This is a genomic window from Aeromonas diversa CDC 2478-85 (assembly GCF_000819805.1).
Taxonomy (GTDB): Bacteria; Pseudomonadota; Gammaproteobacteria; order Enterobacterales; family Aeromonadaceae; genus Aeromonas; species Aeromonas diversa.
Genome location: NZ_CDCE01000030.1, coordinates 1 through 24,962, shown reverse-complemented (window position 1 = coordinate 24,962; position 24,962 = coordinate 1). Strand labels below are relative to the sequence as shown.

Annotated in this window: 22 protein-coding genes and 3 tRNA genes; 18 read left to right on the top strand and 7 right to left on the bottom strand. The window is 61.0% G+C overall.

The window, feature by feature from the left end; genetic code table 11:
* Positions 1-239: 239 nt before the first annotated feature.
* From BN1121_RS12255 to BN1121_RS19790, 3 genes are all read right to left on the bottom strand, one after another.
* A complete protein-coding gene (locus tag BN1121_RS12255; RefSeq protein ID WP_005360365.1) occupies positions 240-611 on the bottom strand; it encodes a hypothetical protein in 372 nt (123 codons plus the stop codon).
* Positions 608-1,255, bottom strand: a complete 648-nt coding sequence (locus BN1121_RS12250; RefSeq protein WP_005360361.1) for a nucleotide-binding protein — start codon at positions 1,253-1,255, stop codon at positions 608-610. The genes BN1121_RS12255 and BN1121_RS12250 overlap by 4 nt, the downstream gene beginning before the upstream one ends.
* Before the next feature lie 89 nt (positions 1,256-1,344).
* A complete protein-coding gene (locus tag BN1121_RS19790) occupies positions 1,345-1,509 on the bottom strand; it encodes a hypothetical protein (RefSeq protein WP_231553032.1) in 165 nt (54 codons plus the stop codon).
* A gap of 737 nt (positions 1,510-2,246) precedes the next feature.
* Here BN1121_RS19790 and arcA point away from each other — a divergent pair.
* The 7 genes from arcA (at position 2,247) to BN1121_RS12215 (ending at position 9,365) form a co-directional block, all read left to right on the top strand.
* Positions 2,247-3,467 (top strand): arginine deiminase, encoded by a 1,221-nt coding sequence (arcA, locus tag BN1121_RS12245; RefSeq protein WP_005360358.1) that lies wholly within the window; start codon positions 2,247-2,249, stop codon positions 3,465-3,467.
* A 62-nt stretch (positions 3,468-3,529) separates the two neighbouring features.
* Positions 3,530-4,456: a carbamate kinase gene (gene arcC / locus BN1121_RS12240; RefSeq protein ID WP_005360357.1), complete on the top strand. Its 927-nt coding sequence runs from the start codon at positions 3,530-3,532 to the stop codon at positions 4,454-4,456.
* A 49-nt stretch (positions 4,457-4,505) separates the two neighbouring features.
* On the top strand, positions 4,506-5,510 hold the full coding sequence (gene argF / locus BN1121_RS12235) for an ornithine carbamoyltransferase (RefSeq protein WP_005360354.1): 1,005 nt from the start codon (positions 4,506-4,508) through the stop codon (positions 5,508-5,510).
* Positions 5,511-5,633: 123 nt separating this feature from the next.
* Positions 5,634-7,040 (top strand): YfcC family protein, encoded by a 1,407-nt coding sequence (locus tag BN1121_RS12230; RefSeq protein WP_005360351.1) that lies wholly within the window; start codon positions 5,634-5,636, stop codon positions 7,038-7,040.
* A gap of 104 nt (positions 7,041-7,144) precedes the next feature.
* Complete coding sequence (locus BN1121_RS12225; RefSeq protein WP_005360349.1) at positions 7,145-7,633, top strand: GNAT family N-acetyltransferase; 489 nt, start codon at positions 7,145-7,147, stop codon at positions 7,631-7,633.
* The gene (locus BN1121_RS12220; RefSeq protein WP_005360346.1) at positions 7,630-8,490 is read left to right on the top strand and encodes an AraC family transcriptional regulator; all 861 of its coding nucleotides are present in this window, start codon (positions 7,630-7,632) and stop codon (positions 8,488-8,490) included. The genes BN1121_RS12225 and BN1121_RS12220 overlap by 4 nt, the downstream gene beginning before the upstream one ends.
* 128 nt (positions 8,491-8,618) lie before the next feature.
* On the top strand, positions 8,619-9,365 hold the full coding sequence (locus BN1121_RS12215) for an SDR family oxidoreductase (protein WP_005360343.1): 747 nt from the start codon (positions 8,619-8,621) through the stop codon (positions 9,363-9,365).
* A 56-nt stretch (positions 9,366-9,421) separates the two neighbouring features.
* Here the strand turns inward: BN1121_RS12215 and BN1121_RS12210 are convergent, their stop codons facing one another.
* Positions 9,422-10,318 carry a DMT family transporter gene (locus tag BN1121_RS12210; RefSeq protein ID WP_005360341.1) on the bottom strand — a complete coding sequence of 299 codons (897 nt, stop codon included), beginning with the start codon at positions 10,316-10,318 and terminating at the stop codon, positions 9,422-9,424.
* 203 nt (positions 10,319-10,521) lie between these two features.
* On the opposite strand from BN1121_RS12210, the gene BN1121_RS12205 reads away from it, so the two are divergent.
* The 5 genes from BN1121_RS12205 (at position 10,522) to BN1121_RS12185 (ending at position 17,558) form a co-directional block, all read left to right on the top strand.
* Positions 10,522-12,060, top strand: coding sequence for a sensor domain-containing diguanylate cyclase (locus tag BN1121_RS12205; RefSeq protein WP_161624311.1), 1,539 nt, complete (start codon positions 10,522-10,524; stop codon positions 12,058-12,060).
* Positions 12,057-13,148, top strand: coding sequence for an endonuclease/exonuclease/phosphatase family protein (locus tag BN1121_RS12200; RefSeq protein WP_005360336.1), 1,092 nt, complete (start codon positions 12,057-12,059; stop codon positions 13,146-13,148). The genes BN1121_RS12205 and BN1121_RS12200 overlap by 4 nt, the downstream gene beginning before the upstream one ends.
* 60 nt (positions 13,149-13,208) lie before the next feature.
* Positions 13,209-15,068 carry a sensor histidine kinase gene (locus tag BN1121_RS12195; RefSeq protein WP_043158127.1) on the top strand — a complete coding sequence of 620 codons (1,860 nt, stop codon included), beginning with the start codon at positions 13,209-13,211 and terminating at the stop codon, positions 15,066-15,068.
* Positions 15,065-15,565 (top strand): response regulator, encoded by a 501-nt coding sequence (locus tag BN1121_RS12190; protein WP_005360330.1) that lies wholly within the window; start codon positions 15,065-15,067, stop codon positions 15,563-15,565. The genes BN1121_RS12195 and BN1121_RS12190 overlap by 4 nt, the downstream gene beginning before the upstream one ends.
* Positions 15,566-15,629: 64 nt before the next feature.
* Positions 15,630-17,558: a DNA topoisomerase III gene (locus BN1121_RS12185; RefSeq protein WP_043597926.1), complete on the top strand. Its 1,929-nt coding sequence runs from the start codon at positions 15,630-15,632 to the stop codon at positions 17,556-17,558.
* A gap of 122 nt (positions 17,559-17,680) precedes the next feature.
* Here the strand turns inward: BN1121_RS12185 and BN1121_RS12180 are convergent, their stop codons facing one another.
* Positions 17,681-19,036 carry a TrkH family potassium uptake protein gene (locus BN1121_RS12180; RefSeq protein ID WP_005363311.1) on the bottom strand — a complete coding sequence of 452 codons (1,356 nt, stop codon included), beginning with the start codon at positions 19,034-19,036 and terminating at the stop codon, positions 17,681-17,683.
* On the bottom strand, positions 19,033-19,686 hold the full coding sequence (locus BN1121_RS12175) for a potassium channel family protein (RefSeq protein WP_005363314.1): 654 nt from the start codon (positions 19,684-19,686) through the stop codon (positions 19,033-19,035). The genes BN1121_RS12180 and BN1121_RS12175 overlap by 4 nt, the downstream gene beginning before the upstream one ends.
* 131 nt (positions 19,687-19,817) lie before the next feature.
* Here BN1121_RS12175 and murB point away from each other — a divergent pair, with 131 nt between their 5' ends.
* From murB to BN1121_RS12160, 3 genes are all read left to right on the top strand, one after another.
* Positions 19,818-20,855, top strand: coding sequence for a UDP-N-acetylmuramate dehydrogenase (gene murB / locus BN1121_RS12170; RefSeq protein WP_005363316.1), 1,038 nt, complete (start codon positions 19,818-19,820; stop codon positions 20,853-20,855).
* Positions 20,852-21,814 carry a bifunctional biotin--[acetyl-CoA-carboxylase] ligase/biotin operon repressor BirA gene (birA, locus tag BN1121_RS12165; RefSeq protein ID WP_005363318.1) on the top strand — a complete coding sequence of 321 codons (963 nt, stop codon included), beginning with the start codon at positions 20,852-20,854 and terminating at the stop codon, positions 21,812-21,814. The genes murB and birA overlap by 4 nt, the downstream gene beginning before the upstream one ends.
* Before the next feature lie 147 nt (positions 21,815-21,961).
* Complete coding sequence (locus BN1121_RS12160) at positions 21,962-23,284, top strand: Na+/H+ antiporter family protein (RefSeq protein WP_005363320.1); 1,323 nt, start codon at positions 21,962-21,964, stop codon at positions 23,282-23,284.
* Between the two features lie 58 nt (positions 23,285-23,342).
* On the opposite strand, the gene coaA is transcribed toward BN1121_RS12160, so the two are convergent.
* Positions 23,343-24,281 carry a type I pantothenate kinase gene (gene coaA, locus BN1121_RS12155; RefSeq protein WP_005363323.1) on the bottom strand — a complete coding sequence of 313 codons (939 nt, stop codon included), beginning with the start codon at positions 24,279-24,281 and terminating at the stop codon, positions 23,343-23,345.
* Between the two features lie 248 nt (positions 24,282-24,529).
* Between coaA and BN1121_RS12150 the strand changes: the two genes are divergently transcribed.
* The 3 genes from BN1121_RS12150 to BN1121_RS12140 all read left to right on the top strand — a co-directional run bounded on the left by BN1121_RS12150 (position 24,530) and on the right by BN1121_RS12140 (position 24,805).
* A tRNA-Tyr gene (locus BN1121_RS12150) sits at positions 24,530-24,614 on the top strand.
* A 36-nt stretch (positions 24,615-24,650) separates the two neighbouring features.
* A tRNA-Gly gene (locus BN1121_RS12145) sits at positions 24,651-24,725 on the top strand.
* 4 nt (positions 24,726-24,729) lie between these two features.
* A tRNA-Thr gene (locus BN1121_RS12140) sits at positions 24,730-24,805 on the top strand.
* The last annotated feature ends 157 nt before the right edge of the window (positions 24,806-24,962 follow it).

The following is a 24,962-nucleotide window of genomic DNA, read 5'->3' as shown; positions in this document are numbered from 1 at the left end:
ATTTCGAAGGCCTTCCCAGATGGGAAGGCCTTTTTGCATTGAAGCACTTATCGACGTGGTGTCGCCGGTCTGTTGAAGGTGGCCGGGTTGTGCCCTCCGTTCCAGCCGTTGACACGGCTGACACTCCGCCACTGAATAGAGAGGCCCAGTCGAAAGACTGGGCTTTTTGGTTCTGAGTTTTATTTACACTGAGCTGTGGCATGGCGGGCGAAACACCGCCAGATCAGAAAGAGACACATTTATCCGAGTTTTAGCCCCATACGCTCATAGATTAGCTGCCTCTCCTCCTGAGTCAGGGTCGCAAAGTAGCGGGTGAAGAGGCGAACCAGATGGGACTTGTTGAGTCCATCGTCCTGCATCATATCGTTCAGCTCTTCTATAATGCTGCGGGTTAGCGTAAAGGTTGCCTTATGAAAATTTGTCTGGCCACGGCGCTCGTCCAAGCCGCTCAGGTCGGAGGCCCAGGTTGGTGTGAGGGAGCGCTCCAGACTCACAACCTTGGGGGTACCCCTGGCGTAGAGTTCTGCGTCCTCGATAAATTCATCGATGGTGAATCGTTTCTGATGATGCAGCGCATGTTTCTTCTTGAGGTCTGATAGCGCCATTTTCATACCTCCACTTCCAGCAATTCCCTGGCGATGGCCCGGATCTCTTCGGCCGACTTCCCTGTTGGCTCAATTTCAACCACAGAGAGTCCCCTTTCTTCACTGTCGTCATAGACGTTGCGGCTATAGGTAATGGCATTGAGGACGTCAACACCATAGGTCGAGCACACCTCTTTTGCTTCGAGGATTCTCTTGGCCTGGTTGGGCAGGGAGGGACATTGGCTTAGTACTACTGCTGCCTTGAGCGTGGGGTTGACCATCTTGCAGGTTGTGATGAGGTCTTCCATGTGTGGCAGGGTCTTGAGGTCGCGCCGCTTGGGGCGAAGAGGGATGAGGGCGTGGGTCGCCACCGCCATGGTCGAACGCAAGGCCCGGTTATCCTGGCCGCCACAATCGACGATCAGGTAATCGTAACGGTTTTTGAGGCTGAGCAGGTCGTTGCGAATATTGCCGTAGAGCTGCACGCAGTTGATTGGGACGAGGTCTGGATTATCGTTGCGCTCCTGGATCCAGTCCGATGTGGTTCTTTGCGGATCACAGTCGACCAGCAGCACCTCGCCATGGAAGCGTTGTTTAAGCAGGACTGCAATGTTTTGGGCCAGGCAGCTCTTGCCACTCCCCCCTTTCTCACCCCCCACCAGCAGAATCATAGTATTCCCTCACTATCGGCCACTTAGTTGAGTATAGAAAGAGCTGGCATACCGACAAGAGAGAGGGGACCTGTGTCCCCTCTTCACGACTAACGCTGTTCTCCTTGCCATAGGCAGACATACTCGGGAACCAACTGTGGTTGTACCTGGCCTGCCAGTTGGCAGAGCTGCAGAGGCATGGCTGGGGCACCCTCTGCACTGACCTGTCCGCTCAGGCTCACGACGATCATGAGCAGGGTAGCGATCCGCAACATAACACTCTCCTTTGTGATTTGGATCACATATGAGTTAAGTCGACACTCCCCACCTGACAAGCCAGGGCGAAAAATTTCTAGTTATGAAAAAAGTACCTCTTACTCTAGCTCGGAAGGGGTAATCATGAGGACGGCATAACCCGCTCTCATATTGCATAACCATATCGTTGCAAGCGTTTTCAAATCTGACCCAGAGTGCTGTCTCATCTGGCATGGCGAGCATGCCTTGATCGTGATCATCAAAATAATTATTCCGATTAGTCTGGTACTATGACTATTTATCTATTTTAAGCAGATGAGTGACTGGCCTGAATATTCACTTTTGTTGCATCTTGCTGGCGGACGTGGTTATTCGTTGTGTCTAAGCTAAAGATTTAAAAGATATTTTTAATTGTTCGAAGATGCTTTTGATGCGAAATACGTGTCGTGCCCAATTAAGTTGAATGGGAGTTATGGCGCTTTCAATGCATTTAAAATCGAAAGGGTGAGCGGACAAAAGGAGGATTCTGATACCCCTGTCAAAGAATGAGCGCTGATTTTATTCATGCTGGAGTGAATGTGATTTGGCTCTAGTTTTACGGTCTTTGGCAGGACTAGTCTTGGTCTCGAAAGGCAAAGGCAGGATAGAACACAAGCCACTTACCCTACATACAAAATATCCCGCCAACGCCACGAGCATGAATAGAAGGATTCTGTTCATTCACTCGCAAGGACCACTGCTAGGACGGAATATCACCATGAGTAAATTCTTTGTCGGATCTGAAGTTGGCCAACTGCGTCGCGTCATGTTGCATCGCCCCAACCTCAGCCTGAAGCGTCTGACTCCTTCCAACTGCCAGGATCTGCTGTTCGATGACGTGCTGTCGGTCGAACGCGCCGGCCAGGAGCACGACAAGTTTGCCCAGGTGCTGCGTGACCAAGGCGTGGAAGTCTTTCTGCTCACCAACCTGCTGACCGAGACTCTGGATGTCCCCGAAGCCAAAGCCTGGCTACTGGAGAATCAGGTCTCCGACTATCGCCTCGGCACCTCTTTTGCCAACGACGTGCGCTGCTACCTGGCCGATCTGCCTCATCGCGAGATGGCCCGCATCCTCTCCGGTGGCCTGACCTACGGTGAGATGCCCTTCAGTGGCGTCAACATGGTCGCCGGCATGCACGCCCCGACTGACTTCATCATCGAGCCGCTGCCCAATCACCTCTTCACTCGCGATACCTCCTGCTGGGTCTATGGTGGCGTCTCCATCAACCCCATGGCCAAGGCCGCCCGCCGTCGTGAGACCAACAACGTACGTGCCATCTATCGCTGGCACCCCATGTTCGCCAACCAGGAGTTCGTGAAGTACTTCGGTGACGAGGTGAAGGACTACGACCAGTCCACCATCGAAGGGGGCGACGTGCTGGTCATCGGCCGTGGTGCCGTGTTGATTGGTATGTCCGAGCGCACCACTCCGCAAGGGGTTGAGCACCTGGCTCGTGGCCTCTTCAAGAGCGGTCAGGCCAAGCAGGTCATCGCCATGGAGTTGCCGAAGCACCGCAGCTGCATGCACCTCGACACCGTCATGACCCATATGGACGTTGACACCTTCTCGGTCTACCCGGAAGTGATCCGTAAAGACGTCAAGTGCTGGTCCCTCACCCCGGAAGGCAACACCGGCCTGCGGGTGAAAGAAGAAGGCTACTTCGTACACGCCATCGAGAAGGCGCTGGGTGTCGATCAGCTCAAGCTCATCACCACCGGTGGCGACAGCTTCGAGGCCGAACGCGAGCAGTGGAACGACGCCAACAACGTGCTGACCGTGCGTCCGGGTGTGGTCGTGGGTTACGAGCGTAACACCTACACCAACGAGAAGTACGACAAGGCCGGCATCACAGTGCTGCCCATCCCGGGTGACGAACTCGGCCGTGGCCGCGGCGGTGCCCGCTGCATGAGCTGCCCGATGGAACGTGACGGCATCTAAGACTGACAGGCCGGGCGCCCGGGAGCGGGCGCCCAGGTAGGAACCCATTAGAGAATCACATCATGAAGAAACCCACTGTCGTCGTCGCCTTAGGTGGCAATGCCCTGCTCCGTCGCGGTGAGCCGCTCGAAGCCGATATCCAGCGCAAGAACATCGCGACCGCGGCCAAGACCATCGCCCGCATCGCCGAAGATCACAACGTGGTACTGGTGCATGGCAATGGTCCGCAGGTCGGCCTGTTGGCCCTGCAAAACAGCGCCTACACCAAGGTCTCTCCCTATCCTCTGGATGTGCTGGGCGCCGAGTCCCAAGGCATGATCGGCTACATGCTGATCCAGGAGCTGAAGAACCTGATGCCGAGCCGCAACGTCACTGCCCTGCTGACCCAGGTGCAGGTTGACCATCAGGATCCGGCGTTTACCAATCCGACCAAGTTCATCGGCCCGGTCTATGAAGAGAGCGAAGCCCGTCATCTGGCCGCCGAGAAGGGCTGGGTGGTGAAGGCTGACGGCAAGTTCTTCCGTCGTGTCGTGCCCTCGCCGTTGCCCCAGCGTATCGTCGAAGGCGACGCTATCGAATCCCTGATTGCACAAGGTCACCTGGTGATCTGCACCGGTGGCGGTGGCATTCCGGTCACCTGGGACGGGGAGCGTCTGAACGGCATCGAGGCCGTCATCGACAAGGACATGTCTGCCGCCTACCTGGCCAAGCAGATTAAGGCCGACGCCCTGCTGATCCTGACCGACGCCGATGCCGTCTACCTGGATTGGGGCAAGCCGACCCAGCGCCCGCTGCGCACCACTACCCCGGCGGCCCTGGCTGAGGTCCCGTTCGATGCCGGCTCCATGGGGCCGAAGATCGACGCCTCCTGCGAATTCGTGAAAGCCACCGGCGGCATGGTCGGGATCGGCTCGCTGGAAGATGGCGTGGCCATCCTCAAGGGCGAAGCCGGCACCAACATAGTCGCCAAAGAAACTGTGAACGCGTAGTCATACCTACTGCCCATTGGTCTGAACCAGATATAAGAGAGAACACATCATGGCCTACAATCTGCGTAACCGTAACTTCCTGAAACTGCTCGATTTCACCCCGCGCGAGATCCAGTACATGATCGATCTGGCGATCGATCTGAAGAAGGCCAAATACGGTGGCTACGAGCGCAAGCACTTGACCGGCAAGAACATTGCCCTGATCTTCGAGAAGACCTCCACCCGCACCCGCTGCGCCTTCGAAGTCGCCGCCTTTGACCAGGGCGCCCAGGTCTCCTACCTCGGCCCGAGCGGTTCCCAAATTGGCCACAAGGAGTCCATGAAGGACACCGCCCGCGTCTTGGGTCGCATGTACGACGGTATCGAGTACCGTGGCTACGGCCAGGACATCGTCGAAGAGTTGGGTGCCTATGCCGGCGTACCGGTCTGGAATGGCCTGACCAACGAGTTCCACCCGACCCAGATCCTGGCCGACTTCATGACCATGCTGGAGCACGGCAAGGGCAAGCGCCTGGATCAGATCAAGTTCGCCTATCTGGGTGATGCCCGCAACAACATGGGTAACTCCCTGATGGTCGGCGCCGCCAAGATGGGCATGGACATCCGCCTGGTCGCTCCCAAGGCCTTCTGGCCGGAAGAAGAACTGGTGGCCCAGTGCCGCCAGATCGCCGAAGAGACCGGTGCCCGTATCCACCTGACCGAAGATGTGAAAGAGGGTGTGCTGGGTGCCGACTTCCTTTACACCGACGTCTGGGTCTCCATGGGTGAAGCGAAAGAAGCCTGGGATCAGCGCGTGAAACTGATGACTCCGTATCAGGTCAACATGGACGTCATCAATGCCACCAAGAACCCGGATGTGAAGTTCATGCACTGCCTGCCGGCGTTCCACAACGACGAGACTACCATGGGCAAGGAAGTGGCTGACAAATACGGCATGAAGGGCCTGGAAGTGACCGAGGACGTGTTCGAATCCAAACACTCCATCGTGTTCGACGAGGCCGAAAACCGGATGCACACCATCAAGGCAGTGATGGTTGCTACGCTGGGCGACTAAGGTCGCGGTAGTGGTGCCGGGGGGAAACCCCCGGCTTTTCCCCATGTGACGGCGGCATCATACCTCCAAGCCCTACCAATAAAGGCTGCCATCATGGACAACCACACGGAAGGAAGCGGAATCATGACTAAATTCAAATTCCCGTCAGCCTACACCATTCTGTTTGTGCTGATCGCCCTGGTAGCCGCCCTGAGTTGGGTCGTGCCGGCCGGCAAATACGAAATGACCATGAACGAGGCGCTGGGTAAAGAAGTCCCGGTGGCCGGCACCTATAAACAGGTTGATTCCAACCCGCAGGGGCTGGTCGACGTGCTGCTGGCGCCGGTCGATGGCCTCTACAACCACGAAACCTATGAAGCCGGTGCTATCGACGTCGCCCTGTTCATCCTGATCATCGGTGGCTTCCTCGGCATCGTCACCAAGACTGGGGCTATCGACGCCGGCATTGAGCGCGTCACCGATCGCCTGCGTGGTCGAGAGGAGTGGATGATCCCCATCCTGATGGCCCTGTTCGCCGCCGGTGGCACCATCTATGGCATGGCCGAGGAGTCTCTGCCCTTCTACACCCTGTTGGTGCCGGTGATGATGGCCGCCCGCTTCGACCCGGTCGTGGCCGCCGCCACTGTGCTGCTCGGCGCCGGTATCGGTACTCTGGGCTCCACCATTAACCCGTTCGCCACCGTCATTGCCGCCAACGCGGCCGGTATCCCCTTCACCGACGGCATCTGGCTGCGGGTCGCCATCCTGGTCGTGGGTTGGGTCATTTGCGTAGCCTATGTGATGCGCTACGCCAAGATGGTGCGTCAGGACCCGAGTCGTTCCCTGGTGGCCGACAAGATGGAAGAGAACAAGGCCCACTTCCTCGGCAACAAGGGCCAGGAGATGCTCGAGTTCACCACCACCCGCAAGATTGTGCTCGGTATCTTCGCCGGCGCCTTCGCGGTGATGATCTACGGTGTGGCCGTGCTGGGTTGGTGGATGGCCGAGATCTCCGGCGTGTTCCTGGCTTCTGCCATCATAGTCGGTCTCATCTCTCGCATGAGCGAGGAGCAACTGACCTCCAACTTCATCGACGGTGCCCGTGACCTGCTCGGCGTAGCCCTCATCATAGGTATCGCCCGCGGTATCGTGGTCATCATGGACAAGGGGATGATCACCCACACCATACTGCACGGCGCAGAGGGCATGGTGAGTGGCCTCTCCACCGTGGTCTTCATCAACGTCATGTACTGGCTGGAAGTGGTGCTCTCCTTCCTGGTGCCCTCCTCCTCCGGTCTGGCCGTGCTGACCATGCCGATCATGGCGCCGCTGGCTGACTTCGCCAACGTGGGCCGTGATCTGGTGGTGACTGCCTATCAGTCCGCCTCCGGTATTGTCAACCTGGTGACCCCGACCTCCGCCGTCGTCATGGGTGGTCTGGCCATCGCCCGTGTCCCCTACGTGCGCTGGCTCAAGTGGGTGGCCCCGCTGCTCGCTATCCTGACCGTGTTGATCACCGTGGCTCTGAGTCTGGGTGCCGTCCTGGCCTGATGAGGGTGAACAGTCAAACCGGAGCCTTAGGCTCCGGTTTTCTTTTTGGGGGCTGTGCCACACGGTCCCAATGGGGCATGATGCTCCTTCACCAAGGAGGTTCTATGCCCATCACCATTCGTCGCGCAGGGCCAGAGGATGCCGCCGCGCTGCGCGATGTCTACGCCATGCCCAAGGCCCAGGCCGGCACCCTGCAACTCCCTTTTCCTTCCCTGCATCACTGGCAGCAGCGGTTGCAACCGGAGGAGGGAACCTACCCCCTGTTGGCAGAATGCGATGGCATGGTGGTGGGGGGGCTAACCCTGTGGCTGGCGGCCAACCCGCGCCGCCGCCATGTGGCGAGCCTCGGCATGGCGGTGCGTGACGACTGGGCCGGGCGTGGAGTCGGTAGTGCCCTGATGGCAGCCGCCATCGAGCTGGCCGAGCAGTGGCTTGGGATCACCCGGCTCGAGCTCACCGTCTGGGCCGACAACGAGGCCGCGCAGGCCCTCTACCGCAAGGCGGGATTTGTGGAGGAGGGGCGGGCCCGGGCCTATGGCCTGCGAAACGGAGAGCTGACCGATACCCTCTATATGGCCAGGATCCGACCGTGATCGATTATCGTCGCCGCCTGCGACCTGTGGTGCGGGCCTTGGAGCAGGATCCGGATCTCTCCATTGAGGCGCTGGCGGGGCGGGCTTGTCTCTCCCTCTACCATTTCCATCGGGTCTTTACCGCCGTCACCGGCGAGACCCCCGGTGACATGTGTCGGCGCCTTCGTATGCAGCGGGCGGCCTGGCAGCTGCGTTACACCGACGCCAGTGTCACTGCCATCGCACTGGGGGCGGGGTTGGCCAGCTCTCAGGCCTTCGCCAAGGCCTTCCGCCGTTATTACGGCTGTACCCCGGGGGAGTTTCGCCGCGACAAGCGCAAGAATGGACACCTGGAGAGCAAGGAAGGACACGCGCCGCCCAGTGCGGACTCGTATGATGAAGACCACTCATCAACAAGGAGCAACATCATGAAGACGGTTGAGATGGACGCACGCACTCTGGCCTACCTGCGGGTAACGGGCCCCTATGGCGAGGGATATGACGCGGCCTGCGGTCGGCTACACGAGTGGGCAGCGGCGCGCGGTCTGGAGGGCGGGGAGTGGATCTTCATCTACCACGACAACCCGGAAGTGACGCCCCCGGCCCAGTGTCGTACCGACGTTGGCATCACGGTACCGCCTTCGACGCGCAGCGAGGGGGAGGTCGAGACTCAGCAGATCCCTGCCGGGCGTTACGCCCAGTCGCGTTACCTCATTACGGATCGCAGCCAATACGGGGTCTGCTGGCAGGGCCACATTGACGAGATCGTGGCTGCCGGGCTGGAGTTTGGCGATGGCCCCTGCTTCGAGCTCTATCACAGCGCGAGTAACGACCCGGTGCAGGATGATGTCACCCTCTGCTCCAGCGTGCGCGGCTGACGCACGCGAGGGGGATTGGGGGCACGCCGGCGGCGTGCCCTTTTCATTCGAGGATGTGTTCAGTCGCAATGGATGCGGGGCCGGGCGTAATGGTTTATGGTGTGACGCTTTAGGCAAGGAGGATCGCGATGATTGCAATGGTTACCGGCGCCTCGTCCGGATTTGGCGAGGCCATCAGCCGGGCCCTGGTTCAGGCAGGGTGGAAGGTTATTGGCACGGGGCGGCGCGTCGAGCGGTTGGCCGGGCTGCAACAGGAGTTGGGTCAGGCCTTCCTGCCCCTGGCGTTTGATATCCAGGACAAGGAGGCGACCCAGGCAGCCATTACTGGGTTGCCGATGGAGTGGGCAGCTATCGATCTGCTGGTGAATAACGCCGGTCTGGCGCTGGGGTTGGCACCGGCTCATCAGGCTGACATGGATGAATGGGAGCAGATGATCGCCACCAACGTCACCGGTCTGGCCAGGATCTCCCGCTTGGTGTTACCGGGCATGGTCGCCCGCCAGAAGGGGCATATCGTCAACATCGGCTCTATTGCAGGGAACTACCCCTACCCGGGTGGCAATGTCTACGGGGCTACCAAGGCCTTTGTGAAACAGTTCAGTCTGAACCTGCGGGCCGATCTGGCGGGAACGCCGGTGCGCGTTACCAATGTGGAGCCGGGTCTGTGTGGGGGGACCGAGTTCTCCAACGTACGTTTCCACGGCGATGATGCCAAGGCGGCTGCCGTCTATCAGGGGGTGGAGTCTATCCAGCCTGAAGATATTGCCAATACGGTGCTGTGGGTCTGCCAGCAACCGGCTCATGTCAACATCAACAGCATCGAGCTGATGCCGGTGGCCCAGAGCTTCGGCCCGCTCACCATCAGCCGCCGCTAAGTCGCAGGGGGGCAGTGCGCCCCCCTCTTCTTTCCAATCCCTTTCCCCGATGAACCCTATTTTTCGATAACGACGCGGTCACGACGCGACTTCCAGAGCCAGCGGAGCGGGATCTGGGAGAGCAGCATGCCGACCAACATCAGGCAGCAGCCCAACATGGCCCGACTGTCCAGATGCTCGCCGAGTAGCACGACCCCACCGATGGCGGCAAAGACCGTCTCCAGGCTCAGGATGATGGCGGCGTGGGCCGGATGGGCCTGCCGTTGCCCCAGTACCTGCAGGGTATAACCCACACCGACCGAGACCAGCCCGGCATAGAGCAGTGCCTGCCAGCCCGCAACGGCCCCGGCCACGCTCGGCGCCTCCAACAGAAAAGCCACCGTCAGGCTGAGCAGCCCGCATACTACAAACTGGACGGCGGCGAGGCGGATGGGGGCGACCCGGCTCGAATAGTGGTCGAGCACCAGCAGGTGGATGGCCCAGAAGAGGGCTCCCGCGACCTGTAGCAGGTCTCCAAAGTTCATGGAAAAGTCATCGGTGACGCTCAGCAGGTAGAGCCCAACCAGTGCCACGGCGCCACCTACCCAGGTATTGACGCCGGTCTGGTGGCGCAGCAGCAGGCCGAGCAGAGGTACGATAATGATATAGAAGCCGGTGATAAAGCCGGCCTTGGCCGCCGTCGTGTAGAGCAGCCCCACCTGCTGCAGGGTGGCTGCGGCAAACAACACGCCTCCGGCCATGAGGCCGCCCGTCATCAGGGTTCTCACGGAGGTAGGGTGGCGGGGCTGGCGCCCTCGTAACCAGAGCACGAGAGGCAGCAGAGAGAGGGCACCGAGCAAAAAGCGCAGGCCGTTGAAGGTATAGGGGCCCATATGATCCATGCCGAGGCGCTGGGCGACGAAGCCCATGCCCCAGATGGCGGCGGCCAGCAATAGCATAATATTGGAGTGCATCGTTTCATCCATGAAACCGGAGAGAGCATATGAGCTTACTCCCTGACGCCGGGGTGGGGGAAGAGCGGGGGCCACTTGGACAGGCTGGGGGAGGGACTGTTATTCTCTCGGTTAATAGACCATCAACCATGAGCATGGAGAGCTATCGCTTGGAGAACACCCAATCAGGGAGAAGCTCCTGGTCCCTCGCCGGCCGGATGCGTATGGCTTTACTGCTGCTCTTCATCCCGGTGTTGCTGCTCGGGGCACTCTATTACCTCCATGTCACCCGTCTGTTGCAGAGCGAGCTCTCCCGCCAGTTGACCGACGAGAATCGAAAGTTCAGCGTCATCTATGTCGAGCCTTACCTGGAAGAGCTGGAGCGGCAGTTCCAACTGCTTTATCAAAGCATCGACTATCGCGATTTTCTCGACCCCAAGGCCGGGCAACTTGCCGAGTATTATCGTGACTGGCAGGGTTTTTTTAACCTGCGGGGAGATCTCAAATACATCTACGTGGGGACGGAGCAGAAGCGTATCTTCATCACCCCAGAGTGGGTGCCCGACGACCAGTTTGATCCCCGGGGCCGCCCCTGGTATCTCAGGGCCGTTGCCGCCCCCGACCGGATCGTCTGGACCGACCCTTACTACGACTACATCAGCGGTGATCTGGTCATGGCCATGGCCAGGGCCTTGCCAGACGAAGACGGCAAGGTGAGGGCCGTGTTTGCGATCGATACGGTGCTTAACCGGCTCTCGGAGGTGCTGCAAGGGCATTCCAATCGCCTCGATAGCCGCCAGATGATCGTCAATACGGCCGGGCAGCTGGTGGCCTACCCCGATACCCGCCGGCTTCTGCAGACCATGGATCATCCCGACTGGCTGACCCGGATGACTCAGGCCGAAGGGCAGTTTGTCGACAACCGGTCTCAGCTCTTTGTCTCTTACGTTCGGTTGCCGCGAGAGGGGTGGATTCTGGTCAGCATGCTGCCCACCTCCCAGATTGAGCAGGCCAGTCAGAGCGTCTTGTTCAATGTGCTGGTGGTGGTGGCATTGGCGTCACTTCTGTACCTCATCGTGGCGCTGGTCTGGAGCCGTTATTTCCGGCGCATGACCGACGAGATTAGCAGCGTGATCCGGGCTGCCCGCAGTGAGGCGGGGGACATTCCGGCCGAGCAGATGCGCGAGCTGACCCACGTCTACGCCGAATTGGCGGCCGTGGGGCAGGATTATCAGGAGGCGCGCCAGCAGGCTAATCTGGACAAGCTGACCGGCCTCTACAACCGACGTTACTTCGACGAGCAGCTGGATAATCTGCTCGAGAGCGGGCAGGTCTTTTTTCTGGGCATGATGGATCTGGACAACTTCAAACAGGTCAATGACACCTTCGGACATCAGACCGGTGACGTGGTGCTCAAGCGGGTGGCCCAGACCGGTATGGCCCTCTTCAACCAACATGGTTGGTTCTGCCGTTATGGGGGTGAAGAGCTGGTGCTCATCCTGCTGGTGGAGGAGGAGCGACTCGCCCGGGGCATGATGGAGGATATGCGTCTGGAGGTCTCTCTGTTGCACTGGCGGGAGGCAGGCCTCTCGGTCACGTTGAGCGGAGGACTTGCCCGGGTGCAGGGCGGCACCGTCCAGGATTGCCTGGAACGAGTCGATGCGCTGGTTTACACCTCCAAGCGGCGGGGCAAGAACTGCATCAGCGCCGCTTGGGATGCCGATCCCGTGGTGCAGGATGCCGCGCGTGAGGCGCTGCCGTGATCCCACTGCGGGTGGCCACCTTCAATGTGGCCTTCGATCGTCCCGCTCCGGGCGGATTGAATCGCCAGCTGGCCCGGGGTGATCACCCCCAGATTTGCAGGGTCGCCGCTATCATCCAGCGGGTTCGTCCCGATGTGATCCTGCTGTGCGAGTTCGACCACGACGGGATGGGGAGTGATGAAAGCGGGTTGGACGACTTTGTCCGTCACTATCTCGCTGTGCCTCAAGAGGGCGGAGAGCCCATCACCTATGAGCATCGCTGGCTTATTCCAACCAACACGGGGGAGCCTCTCCCGGTCGATCTGGACGGGGACGGCGAGATCCGTCCACCCCGAGACTGCTTCGGCTTTGGCGATTTTCATGGTCAGTACGGCATGGCACTGCTCTCGCGTTTTCCTGTCGAACGGAGGGCGATCCGCGCGTTTCGTCATTTCCTCTGGCGCGACATGCCCCACTCGCTCTTGCCCGCTGAACTGGCCGAGCCGGTCCGAGCCATCCTGCGGCTCTCTTCCAAAAACCACGTCGATATTCCGCTCCTGATCGGGGGGCAGCGCTTACACCTGCTGGCCATGCACCCCACGCCTCCCATCATCAACCAGCTCAACCGCTGCCGGAATCACGACGAGTTGCGCCTGTTTCTCGACTACCTGAACGGGGAGCCCTATCTGGTGGACGATGAGGGGAACCGGGGCGGCGTTGGCGCCTCTCCCTTCGTGTTGCTGGGAGACTTCAACGCCGACCCCGTCGATGGCGATGGGGGGCGATTCATGATGCAGCGGCTGTTGACACACCCCAGAATCCACCCTGGTTGCCATGCGGCGCCTCGCTCGGCAGGGGCGGCCAGCCTGGCAACGGAACGCGGTCGTGGCCTGCGCGGTGACCCCGCCAGTTGGACCCACATCCGTCCCCTTCGTCTGGACTATGTGCTGCCCTCGCGCGAGTGTGAGGTGTATGGCAGCGGCGTCTTCTGGCCCGCTGTCGGCGAGCCGGGTCGGGAGCTGGTGGTGGATCCGGTTGCGGGAGAGGGCAAGGGATGCGCGTCGGATCATCGTCTGGTGTGGGTCGATATTGCCCTGGCTGTTAACTGACTCGCAAAACAACTACCTCTTTATTGATAGTGTGTGAATGAATCCATTTGGAGTCATGCCATGCCAGCGCTTGTCCTGATCTGTCTCTCTTCCGACCCGATGCGACGTGAGCGGTTATTGGGGGATCTCGCGGTGTTTTCCTCCCATCTCTCTCTTGTCGGGGTGAACTCCCTCGGGGAGTTGAACGCTCAGCTGGCCGAGTCGGCGGCGCGGGATCAGGTGCCGGCGCTGTTGTTGCACGATCCCCAATGGCAGACAGAGCTGGTGGCGCTGGCCCCTCTCTATGGGCGGTGTCGCCTGCTTTGCCTGACGCCTGATCTGGAGGGAGAGGCGCTTCGCCTGCGCGTGCAGGAGCTGGGGAGCCAGTTTGTGTTGCAGTACCCCGGGCTCGATCTGCTCGACTATGCCCGGGTGTTGGCGCCAGCCCCGTTGCTCGATGCCCATGTGGCTCGCAAGCTGGCCGAATACGGTGAAGATTTCATGGACTTCACCCGTTACGACGATGTCGCCCTCTCGCGGCGGGTCATCGATGGCCTCTATCGTTTCTTCGCCGAGCGGGATGAGCATCATGCCTGCCGCCGCTACAGTCCCGGTCACCTGTTAACGCGGGAGGGGGAGCGCAACGAGTTTCTCTGGTTTATCGCCAGCGGCGAGGTGGTGCTGCACAAGCGTGACGAGAGCGGGGTCGAGCGCGAGGTTGTTCGCCATCAGGCCGGGGCTCTGGTCGGTGGCATGTCGTTTGTGACCGGCGAGCCGGCCTTTACTACCGGGGTGACCCTGACGCCAACCGAGGTGATCAAGCTCGACAAGCGTCAGTTTGCCGAGGTGATGCGGGCGCGCAGCGATCTCCTGCCTGCCTTCACCCATCTGTTGCTGCGCCATTTTAACCGCCGCCTGCAGCACAGCATCTGCACCAAGATGGCCCTGCAGCGCACCTTGCAGTCGCTGGATGATGCCTATCGGCAGTTGGTGGAGAACGAGAAGATGGTGATGCTGGGCCAGCTGGTGGCCGGGGTCGCCCACGAGCTCAACAATCCGGTTTCGGCCATCTTGCGCGGCAGCGAGACCCTGAGCGAGTTGGTGCCTGACCTCATCAACCTCGAGCTGGTGCCGGAGCAGAAGACCCTGGGTAACCTCACCCTCTGCCGTGCCTTGCAGGTACAGGCGCTCTCGACCAGTACCATACGGGAGCGGACCCGCAAGGCAGAGGGGCACTTTGGTGATCGTCAGCAGGCCAGGCTGGCGGTGCAGATGCAACTCGATGATGACGCCAGCTGGCTCGGCTGGTTTGCCAACCTCAATGGACCGCAGCGGGATCAGTTGCTGGCCCAGCTCGAGCAGTTTCACCAGGCCGGAACCTTTCTGCGCAACATCGCCGTCTGCGCCCGGCGGATCGGGGATCTGGTGCGGGGGCTCAAACAGTTTGCCCGGCAGGATGGTGAGGCTCCCTGCCAATGTGATCTGCTGGAGGGGTTGGAAGATACTCTGGTTATCTTCGAGAGCCGACTCAAGGGACATGAGGTGATTCGCGACTATCAGCCGCTCCCTGCGGTGCGCGGTTACCCCGGTGCGTTGCAGCAGGTGTGGACCAATCTGCTGGCGAATGCCCTCGATGCCATGGAGGGACCGGGAAGAATACAGTTGCGTGGATACCGTGAAGGGGAGGAGTGGGTCTGCATCGAGATTGAGGATAGCGGCTGCGGCATTGCGCCGGAGCAGTTGACCCAGATTTTTGAGCTTAACTACACCACCAAGCGGGAGGGGCACTTCGGGCTCGGGATCGGGCTCGGGATCTGCCGCCAGGTGGTACAGCAGCACGGTGGGCGGATTGAGGTGAGTTCGACCCCGGGAACGGGCACCCGTATGCGGGTCTGGCTCCCGATCGCGGGACCGGCACCGATGGCCAAGGAGGAAGCATGAATGACAAATCCTATTTGATCCTGTGCGTCGATGACGAGCGGGAAGTGCTCGACGCAGTGCTCCATGATCTCGCCTTCTTGCGCAGCTATTTCGAGCTGGAGGGGGCCGAGAGCGCCGAAGAGGCGCGTCAGGTGATCGAGGAGTGGGAGGGTGAGGGAGGCAAACTGGCCCTGATCCTGTGTGATCACATCATGCCCGGCATGGCAGGGGTCGACTTTCTGATCGAACTCAAGGGGCGTGAGAGTACCAGGGCCAGCCGCAAGCTGCTGTTGACCGGGCAGGCCGGACTTGAGGCCACCATAGCGGCGGTCAACCGGGGCGGGCTCGACTACTACGTGGCCAAGCCCTGGCAGCGTGATGCGCTCAGCGCTGTGGTGCGGGATCAGCTCACCGATTACTTGCTGGAGCAGGGACCGCAGGGGGCGGTGGCCTATGCGGCTGTGGTCAATCAGGAGCGATTGTTTCAGGCCCTGCATCAGCAACCCTGCGACGACTGAGGCTTGGTGTTTGCCCGGCGGCTTAATATACTGTTCGCATATACAGTGTATTGAGTGACCCGTCATGCGACTCTTCATCGCCGAGAAGCCCAGCCTGGGACGCGCCATCGCCGACGTGCTGCCCAAGCCCCACAAGAAGGGAGAGGGCTACATCGAGACCGCCCAGGGGGACGTGGTGAGCTGGTGTATCGGCCACCTGCTGGAGCAGGCCGAGCCCGAAGCCTACGACGCCGCCTTCAAGCAGTGGCGCATGGAGCACCTGCCGATCGTGCCCGAACGCTGGCAGCTCAACCCCAAGGCCAAGACCAAGGGGCAGCTGGCGGTGCTGCGCCGGCTCATCAAGCAGGCCGACGAAGTGGTCAACGCCGGCGACCCGGACCGGGAGGGGCAGCTGCTGGTGGACGAGGTGATCGACTACCTCGGCTACCCCAAGGGCAAGCCGGTGCGCCGCTGCCTCATCAGCGACATGAACCCGCCGGCGGTGCGTCGGGCGGTGGAGCAGCTGCGCGACAATCGTGATTTCGTACCGCTGGCGGTCTCGGCCCTGGCGCGCACCCGCGCCGACTGGCTCTACGGCATCAACATGACCCGTGCCTACACGCTCGTGGGGCGCAAGGCTGGCTGTGACCAGCTGCTCTCGGTCGGGCGGGTACAGACCCCCCTGCTCGGGCTGGTGGTGCGTCGGGATCAGGAGATCGCCGCCTTCGTGCCCAAGCCCTTCTTCGAGGTGCTGGCCCACCTGCGCAGCGCGGCGGACGAGCCGTTCACCGCCAAGTGGCTGCCCTCCGAGGCGTGCCAGCCGTGGCAAGACGAAGAGGGGCGGGTGCTTAGCCGCAAGCTGGCCGAGAACGTGGTGACCCGCATCCATGGCCAGAGCGGTCAGGTTGAGGCGGTCGACGAGAAGGCCAAGAAGCAGGCGCCGCCGCTCCCCTACAACCTCTCCAGCCTGCAGATCGATGCCGCCAAGCGCTTCGGCATGGACGCCAAGCGGGTGCTCGACATCTGCCAGGCCCTCTACGAACGCCACAAGCTCATCACCTATCCGCGCTCCGACAGCCGTCACCTGCCGGTGGAACACTATGGCCGCGCCGAACGGGTGCGCCAGGCGATCGCCACCACGGCCCCCCAGCTGGCGGCGGCGGTCGAGCAGGCCGACGGGCGGCTGCGCAGCAAGGCGTGGAACGACAGCAAGGTGGACGCGCACCACGCCATCATCCCGACCGAGAAGGGGGGCAACCCCGCCACCCTGTCGGGGGACGAGGCCAAGCTATACGCTCTGGTGGCGCGCCAATACCTGATGCAGTTCTACCCGCCGTTCGAGTACAACGACAGCCGGGTGCTGGTGCGGATTCAGGGAGGGCTGTTCGAGGCCAAGGCGCGACGCATCCTCAAGGCAGGTTGGAAGAGCCTGCTCGGGGTGGAGGAGGATGACGACGAGGAGAAGGCGGGCACGCTGCCAGCCCTGCGCGAGGGGGGGACGGTGCAGTGTGAGCGGGGTGAGCTGCTCGAGAAGATGACTCAGCCCCCCAAGCCGTTTACCGACGCCACCCTGCTCGCCGCCATGACCGGCATCGGCCGCTACGTGCAGGACCCGGAGATCCGCAAGACCCTGCGCGACACCGACGGCCTCGGCACCGAGGCGACCCGGGCCGGCATCATAGAGCTCCTGTTCAAGCGCCGCTTCCTCGCTCGCCAGGGCAAGAGCATCAAGGCGACGCCGACCGGCCACGCCCTCATCACCGCCCTGCCTGAGAGCGCCAGCCGTCCCGACATGACCGCCCTGTGGGAGCAGGCGCTCGGGCGTATCGGCGAGCGCCAGGAGAGCTATCAGCACTTCATGGGGCCGCTCGAGGCGCAGCTGCGCCGGCTCATCGACGACGCCCGCCACAGCGACGGCGCCGGTTTTCGTGCCTTGCCCAAAGACGACGCCCCCAAGCGGCGCTTCACCAAGCGCAAGGGAACCAAGAAACCGGCCAAGGCGGTGGCTGCCTGAGAAGCAAGGGGTTGCGAAGCGGGTGACCCCTCGGCAGTGGATAGTGCAGAGGGGCCATCCTGACCAGGGCGTCTGGGTTGGCAAGTACTGCGGCGCAGTGGGCACTCACCCGGCGTCGGGGGTTACCCTGTGTAGACGTTCTCTTCCGGATACTTGATCCGGGTCTCGAACGGTCGGGCTAACATGAAGGCCAGGGTGAGGGGGCCGAGACGGCCACAGATCATCACCAGCACCAGGACCAGCTTGCCCGGTTCGCTCAGGGAGGCGGTGATACCGGTAGAGAGCCCGACGGTGGCAAACGCCGAGACTACCTCGAACATCACCTTATCGAACGGCAGGGACTCGGTCATCATCAGCAAGAACATGGCCAGGAAGAGGACCATGGTGCTGACGATGATGATGGCGAGCGACTTGGTCACCACCTGGGGACCTATGGTGCGGCCAAAGGCGGTGACATGGGGCTGCTTGGTCAGGAAGGCTCGGGTCGAGAGCATGACCACCGAGAAGGTCGTCACCTTGATACCGCCCCCGGTGGAGGAGGTCCCCGCCCCGATAAACATCAGCATCATCATGAAGAGCAGGGCCGCCGGCGTGAAGTGTCCGATATCCACGGTATTGAAGCCGGCGGTGCGGGCGCTGGCCGAGTGGAAGAAAGCCGCCAGCATCTGCCGACTGAAGGGCGCATTGCCCAGCGTGTCCGGATTGTTGTGCTCGAGCAGCCAGAACATCAGGGTGCCGGCCAGCAGCAGGAGCGGGGTCACCGCCAGCATCAACTTGGTGTGCAACTTGAAACGGCGCCAGCGACGTTTACGAAATACATCGACGATGACGGTAAAGCCGATCCCCCCCAGGATCAGCAGGCCAGCAATGGTCAGACTGATGAGGGGATCGTCCCGGTAGTCCATCAGGTTGTTGGCGAAGAGGGAGAAGCCGGCATTGTTAAAGGCGGAGGCGGCGTGAAAGAAGCTCACGTAGAGCCCGTGCGCCCATCCCAGCTCGGGAACCCAGCGGATGGCCATGAGACCGGTGCCGATGAGTTGGGCGATGAAGGCAAACAATATGATCCGTTTGACCAGGCGCACGATATTGATGGAGCCCTCCTGGCCGAGTGCCTCCTTGGCCAACACCTGTTGACGCAGGCTCACTCGCTTGCTGAGCAGGGCCAGTAGCAGCACCGTCATGGTCATCTGGCCAAGCCCTCCTATCTCCATCAGCAGGATCAGGATGATCTGGCCCTGCAGGGTGAAGGCGGTGCCCGTGTCCACCACCCCCAGACCGGTCACACTGATGGCCGAGGTCGCGGTAAAGAGGGCGTCGATGACGCTCACTTGCCCACCGTGACTGGAGGGTTGCACCAGGAAGAGGGTGCCGACCATCAGGATGGCGAGGAAGCTACCCAGGATCAGCTTGGCCTCGCTCCAGCGCGAGTTGTCCTGTTGCAGGCCGAAGGCGAAGCTGGTGCGCCAGAGGGGCGTCATAGGGTTTCCAGCCAGTGATCGATAGCGTGCTTGTTACCGGCCAGGATCAGGATATCGCCGAGAGTCAGCTCCATCTTGCCGGTGAGCACGTTGTGCAGCTGTTCCCCACGCTTGATGGCGAGCAGCTGGAAGTCGCTCTGCTGCAACAGGTTGAGATCACCCAGGGTGCGCCCGTTTTGCTGCAGTCCGATCACGAACTCGGTCAACACCATGTTGTGGCCGAGCTCGAGATAGTCGAACAGGCGGTTGTCGAGCATGCTCTGGGCGACGCGGCGCCCCATGTCCCACTCCGGGTTGATCACCTTGTCGGCGCCGACTTTCTGCAGGATCTTGGCGTGAAACTTGTCACGCGCCTTGACCCACACCTTCTTGACCCCGGCTTCTTTCAGCACGAGTGTGGTCAGTATGCTGGTCTCCAGGTTATCGCCGATGGCGACAAACACTATGTCGTAATCGGCCAGCCCCAACTCAGCGACCGTCGCCTCATCGGTCGCATCGGCCACTATGGTATGACTGCAGAAGGTGGCGACTTGACGGGTCTTGGCCTCGTCGATATCGATGGCGAGGACCTGGGCATCCTGACGCTCCAACTCTTCGCACAGGGCGCTGCCAAAAAGGCCCAGACCGACAACGGCAAACTGGGTGTTCATGTGAGACTCTCGCGGTGTGTGGAACTGTTACTCTAATCCAATGGGGAGATGAGGAGAAGCGGCGGCAATTTTTCCGTGACCAATCAATTGAGGTAGACTTGGCGCCTCGCTCACGCCGGATCTGAACCACCATGAAACTGCAAGAACACGCCTCATTGCGCGAACTCACCACCCTCGGCCTCCCTGCCAGCGCACGCTGGGTGGTGACGCTGGAGGCGGTTGACGATCTGCTCCCTGTCCGTGATGACCCTCGTTGGGTCGGGTTGCCCAGGTTGGTCCTGGGGGGAGGGAGCAATGTGCTCTTTACCTGCGATTTCGACGGCGTGGTGGTGCTGAACCGTCTGCGTGGCATCGAGGTTAGGGATGAGGGGGAGAGCTGGCTGCTGCATGTGGCGGCCGGCGAAAACTGGCACGAGCTGGTGCGCTACACCCTGGAGCAGGGGATGGCAGGGCTCGAGAATCTGGCCTTGATCCCGGGCTGTGTCGGTGCCGCTCCGGTGCAGAATATCGGTGCCTACGGGGTCGAGCTGGCCCGTTTCTGCGCCTATGTCGACACGCTGCGTTGGCATGATGGCCAGGCCGAGCGCATAGCGGCGGCCGACTGTCGCTTCGGCTACCGCGACAGTCTCTTCAAGCACGACTATCAGGAGAGCCATCTCATCACCGCCGTGGGGCTGCGGCTGCCCAAGCACTGGCAGCCGGTGCTCTCCTACGGGCCGCTGGCGGCGCTGGGTGAACAGGCCACGCCGCAGGCCGTGTTCGACATCGTCTGCGCGACCCGCATGGCCAAGTTGCCGGATCCGGCGGTGCTCGGCAACGCCGGCAGCTTCTTCAAGAACCCTGTGGTGCCACAGGCGCTGGCCGAGCGGCTCAAGGCGGTGCATCCGGCCATGCCACTCTACCCGGCGGGCGAGGGGCAGGCCAAGCTGGCAGCCGGCTGGCTCATCGATCAGTGCGGCCTCAAGGGGTTTGCCATCGGTCAGGCCGCGGTGCATCAGGAGCAGGCGCTGGTCCTGGTCAATCGGGGTGGGGCCAGTGCGCGTGACCTGCTCACTCTGGCCGCCCATGTGCGAGACTCAGTAGCGGCCCGCTTTGGGGTCGAGCTGGAACACGAGGTGCGCTTCATGGGGGCGCGGGGCGAGACCTTCCTGCGTGAGGTGATGCAATGAGCCTGAGCCCGCTGCGCCAGACCCTGCTCGAGATCCTTGCCGACGGCGAGTTTCATTCCGGTGAACAACTCGGCGAGCGGCTCGGTATCAGCCGCGCCGCGGTGAGCAAGCATGTGGCCGCCCTCAAGGGGCTTGGCCTTGACGTCTACAGCCTGACCGGTCGCGGCCACCGGCTGGCCTTGCCATTGGCCCTTTACGATCGGGCCTGGCTGCAACAGCAGTTACCACTGGCGCCGGTGGAGGTCTTTCCCGTCATCGACTCGACTAACCAATATCTGCTGGAGCGGGTCGAGTCACTCTCTTCGGGTACCCTCTGTCTGGCCGAGTGCCAGACCGCCGGACGGGGGCGCCGGGGTAAACCCTGGGTCTCCCCGTTTGGTTGTCAGCTGATATTGAGCCTCTACTGGCGTCTGGAGCAGGGGATGGCCGCCGTGATGGGACTTAGCCTGGCGGTCGGTGTGGCCGTGGTCGATGCCCTGGAAACACTGGGGTATCCCGGTGTGACGCTCAAATGGCCCAATGACCTTTATTATCAGGGGCGCAAATTGGCGGGCATCCTGGTGGAGATGAGCGGCAGTGCCGGAGGACTCTGCCACGTGGTCGTCGGTGTGGGGCTCAATCTGGCGATGCCTGACGGGGAGTCGGAGAAGATTGACCAGCCCTGGTCTGAGTTACGGCAGGTACGCAGGGAGCCGGTCGATCGCAACCAGCTGGCTGCCCACGTGGGGCGTAGCCTGCAACAGGCAATGCAGCGCTTCGAGCACGGGGGGTTGGCTTCCTTCGTCAATCGCTGGAACCAGCTCGACTGTTTTTGCGGTCAACCCGTGCGTCTGTTGATGGGTGAGCAAGAGGTGCGGGGGGTGGCCAGAGGCATCGACGAACGCGGGGCCCTGCGCCTGGACACCGAAGAGGGCGAGCGCCTCTTTTTCGGCGGTGAGCTGTCGATGCGGCCGCTCTGAGAGCCGCTTGCGCCCTCGTTTCAGCGGATTTTTTGTTCTCCGTCAGGCCCGCCACAGTGCGGGCCAGATTTTTCTAGACTTTCATCACATAATTGGCCAACGTAGACGCCTTTTTAGACAGACAGCGTCCATAAGAAGGGAAGTTCAATGAATCCTGTTGTTGTCGCAGTTGGCCTGATGCTGGTGCTCAGTCTGCTGCGTATCAATGTGGTGGTGTCGCTCAGTATCGGCGCCATTGTTGGTGGGCTGGTGGGCGGTCTCTCCATGGGAGACACGCTCTCCACCTTTACCGGTGGATTGGGCGGCGGTGCCGAAATCGCGCTCGCCTACGCCATGCTGGGGGCCTTTGCGGTCGCCATCTCCCGCTCCGGCATCACAGATCTGCTGGCCCGCAAGGTGATCAGCCAGCTCGGTAAGGAGGCCAGTCCGGGCCGCGTGCTCTGGGTCAAGAGCCTGCTGCTGGTGGCGATTTTGCTGGTCTCCATCTCCTCGCAGAACCTGATCCCGGTCCACATCGCCTTCATTCCCATCCTGATCCCGCCCCTCCTTCATGTCATGGCCCAGATGCAGATGGACCGCCGGCAAGTGGCTTGTGTCATCACCTTCGGTTTGACGGCCACCTATATGCTGCTGCCGGTGGGCTTTGGCGGGATCTTCCTCAACAACATCCTGGCCAAGAACCTGATCGACAACGGTGTGCCAGTGGTGGCCGGCCAGGTGCCGCTGGCGATGGCGATCCCGGTCGGAGGCATGTTCCTCGGCCTGTTGGTTGCGGTCTTCTTCACCTACCGCAAGCCCCGCCAGTACGATCTTGAGAAGATTCTGGCGACCGAGCCCGAGTCTGCCGAGCTCAATCTGGCCCACATCTGGGTGGCCCTGCTGGCCATCGGTGTGGCGCTGGGCTTGCAGCTGATGACCGACAGCATAGTGCTGGGTGCGCTGGCCGGGTTTGTCATCTTCACCCTGGGGGGCGTGATACCCTTTCGCGAGAGCCAGGATGCCTTTACCCAAGGGGTGCGCATGATGTCGCTCATCGGTTTCATCATGATCTCTGCCGCCGGGTTTGCCGCCGTGATGAAGGCAACCCACGGGGTGGATAGTCTGGTGGCATCGGTTTCCGGCATGATGGCGGGGAATAAGGGATTGGCGGCGTTCCTGATGCTGTTGGTGGGTCTGCTCATCACCATGGGGATCGGTTCTTCCTTCTCCACCGTGCCGATTATCGCCACCATCTATGTGCCCCTGTGCATCCAGCTCGGGTTCTCTCCGATGGCCACCATCGCTCTGGTAGGGGCAGCGGGTGCCTTGGGGGATGCGGGTTCGCCCGCCTCCGATTCGACCTTGGGGCCTACGTCAGGCTTGAATGCGGACGGCCAGCACGATCACATCTGGGATAGCGTGGTGCCGACCTTCATCCACTACAACATCCCCTTGCTGGTGTTTGGCTGGATCGCGGCCATGGTGCTCTAAGCCTCGCTGAAAACGAAAAAAAGGTGGCCAAGGCCACCTTTTTTCATTTCTGTCACAGTCACTTGCGAAGTTTTACCTGCTCTACCGCGTGGTCCTTGCCCTTGGTCAGGATCAGGTTGGCACGTTCCCGGGTCGGCAGTATGTTTTCGACCAGATTGACGTAGTTGATCTCTTGCCAGATGCCGGAGGCGACGGCCACCGCCTCGCCATCGCTGAGCTGGGCATAGTGATGGAAGTAAGAGTTGGGGTCAGAGAAGGCGCCGCTGCGAAACTTGAGGAAGCGCTCTATGTACCAGCTCTTGAGCAGGTCTGCTTCGGCATCCACATAGATGGAGAAGTCAACGAAGTCGGAGACAAAGACCCGGTGTGGCTGGTCCGGGTAATCCATACCGCTTTGCAGCACATTGAGCCCTTCCAGGATCAGGATATCCGGTTGCTCGACCACCTTTCTCTCGTCGGGGAGGATGTCATAGATGAGGTGGGAGTAGACGGGGGCCTCGACCTTCTCGTGGCCGGCACGGACGTTGGCGACAAACTCCACCAGATTGCGGATGTCATAAGACTCGGGGAAGCCCTTTCTACGCATCAGGCCACGCACCTCCAGCTCCTTCTTGGAATAGAGGAAGCCATCCGTGGTGATGAGCTCGACCTTGGGGTGCTCTGGCCAGCGCTCCAGCAGAGCCTGCAGAATCCGCGCAGTGGTGCTCTTGCCGCCCGCCACGCTCCCCGCGATGCTGATGATATAGGGAACCTTGCCTCTGGACTGGCCGAGGAACTGCTCCAGCACCCGGTTACGGCGCTGCTTGGCTTTCACATAGAGGTTGAGCAGGCGTGACAGGGGCAGGTAGATAGCCTCAACCTCGGGTAGGGAGACCCGTTCGTTGATGCCCCTGAGGGTATGGAGATCCTGCTCAGTGAGTGTGAGGGGGACCGAATCGCGCAACATGGCCCACTGTTCGCGGGAAAATTGCAGATAGGGAGAGTGCTCTGTCGTCATGATGTCATCGATCGATTACCGGCAGGGGCGACCTTACACCATGGCGAGCCAGCGCCACAAGAAAAAGGAGGGAAGAAGCGGATAGCAGTGGGAAAAGGCCGGGACAGGAACTTCATGGCCCCAACTGTTGCATCCCCCAGTCGCTTACAATAAAATGCGCGACGCTTAGCTGTCGGTCGCTTTTTTGTATAAAAAATCGACAAAACAACGGGTGCAAGCATCATTTCCGTTGCGACACAAGGTTAACCGGAGGGGTTCCCGAGCGGCCAAAGGGATCAGACTGTAAATCTGACGGCACTGCCTTCGAAGGTTCGAATCCTTCTCCCTCCACCATTTCTCTGCGGTTTGAGTTATCTGGGTTAGAGAAATGCGGGCATCGTATAATGGCTATTACCTCAGCCTTCCAAGCTGATGATGCGGGTTCGATTCCCGCTGCCCGCTCCAAGATGCTGATATAGCTCAGTCGGTAGAGCGCATCCTTGGTAAGGATGAGGTCGGCAGTTCGATTCTGCCTATCAGCACCATCTCTCCCCCGGCAATTTCACCCGCATGTAATAAACTGTCTGTGGTTAGCTTGCCACCGCGTACTCAGCGTTAGTTTAGAGGGACGATCATGTCTAAAGAGAAATTTGAGCGTAATAAACCGCACGTTAACGTGGGTACCATCGGCCACGTTGACCA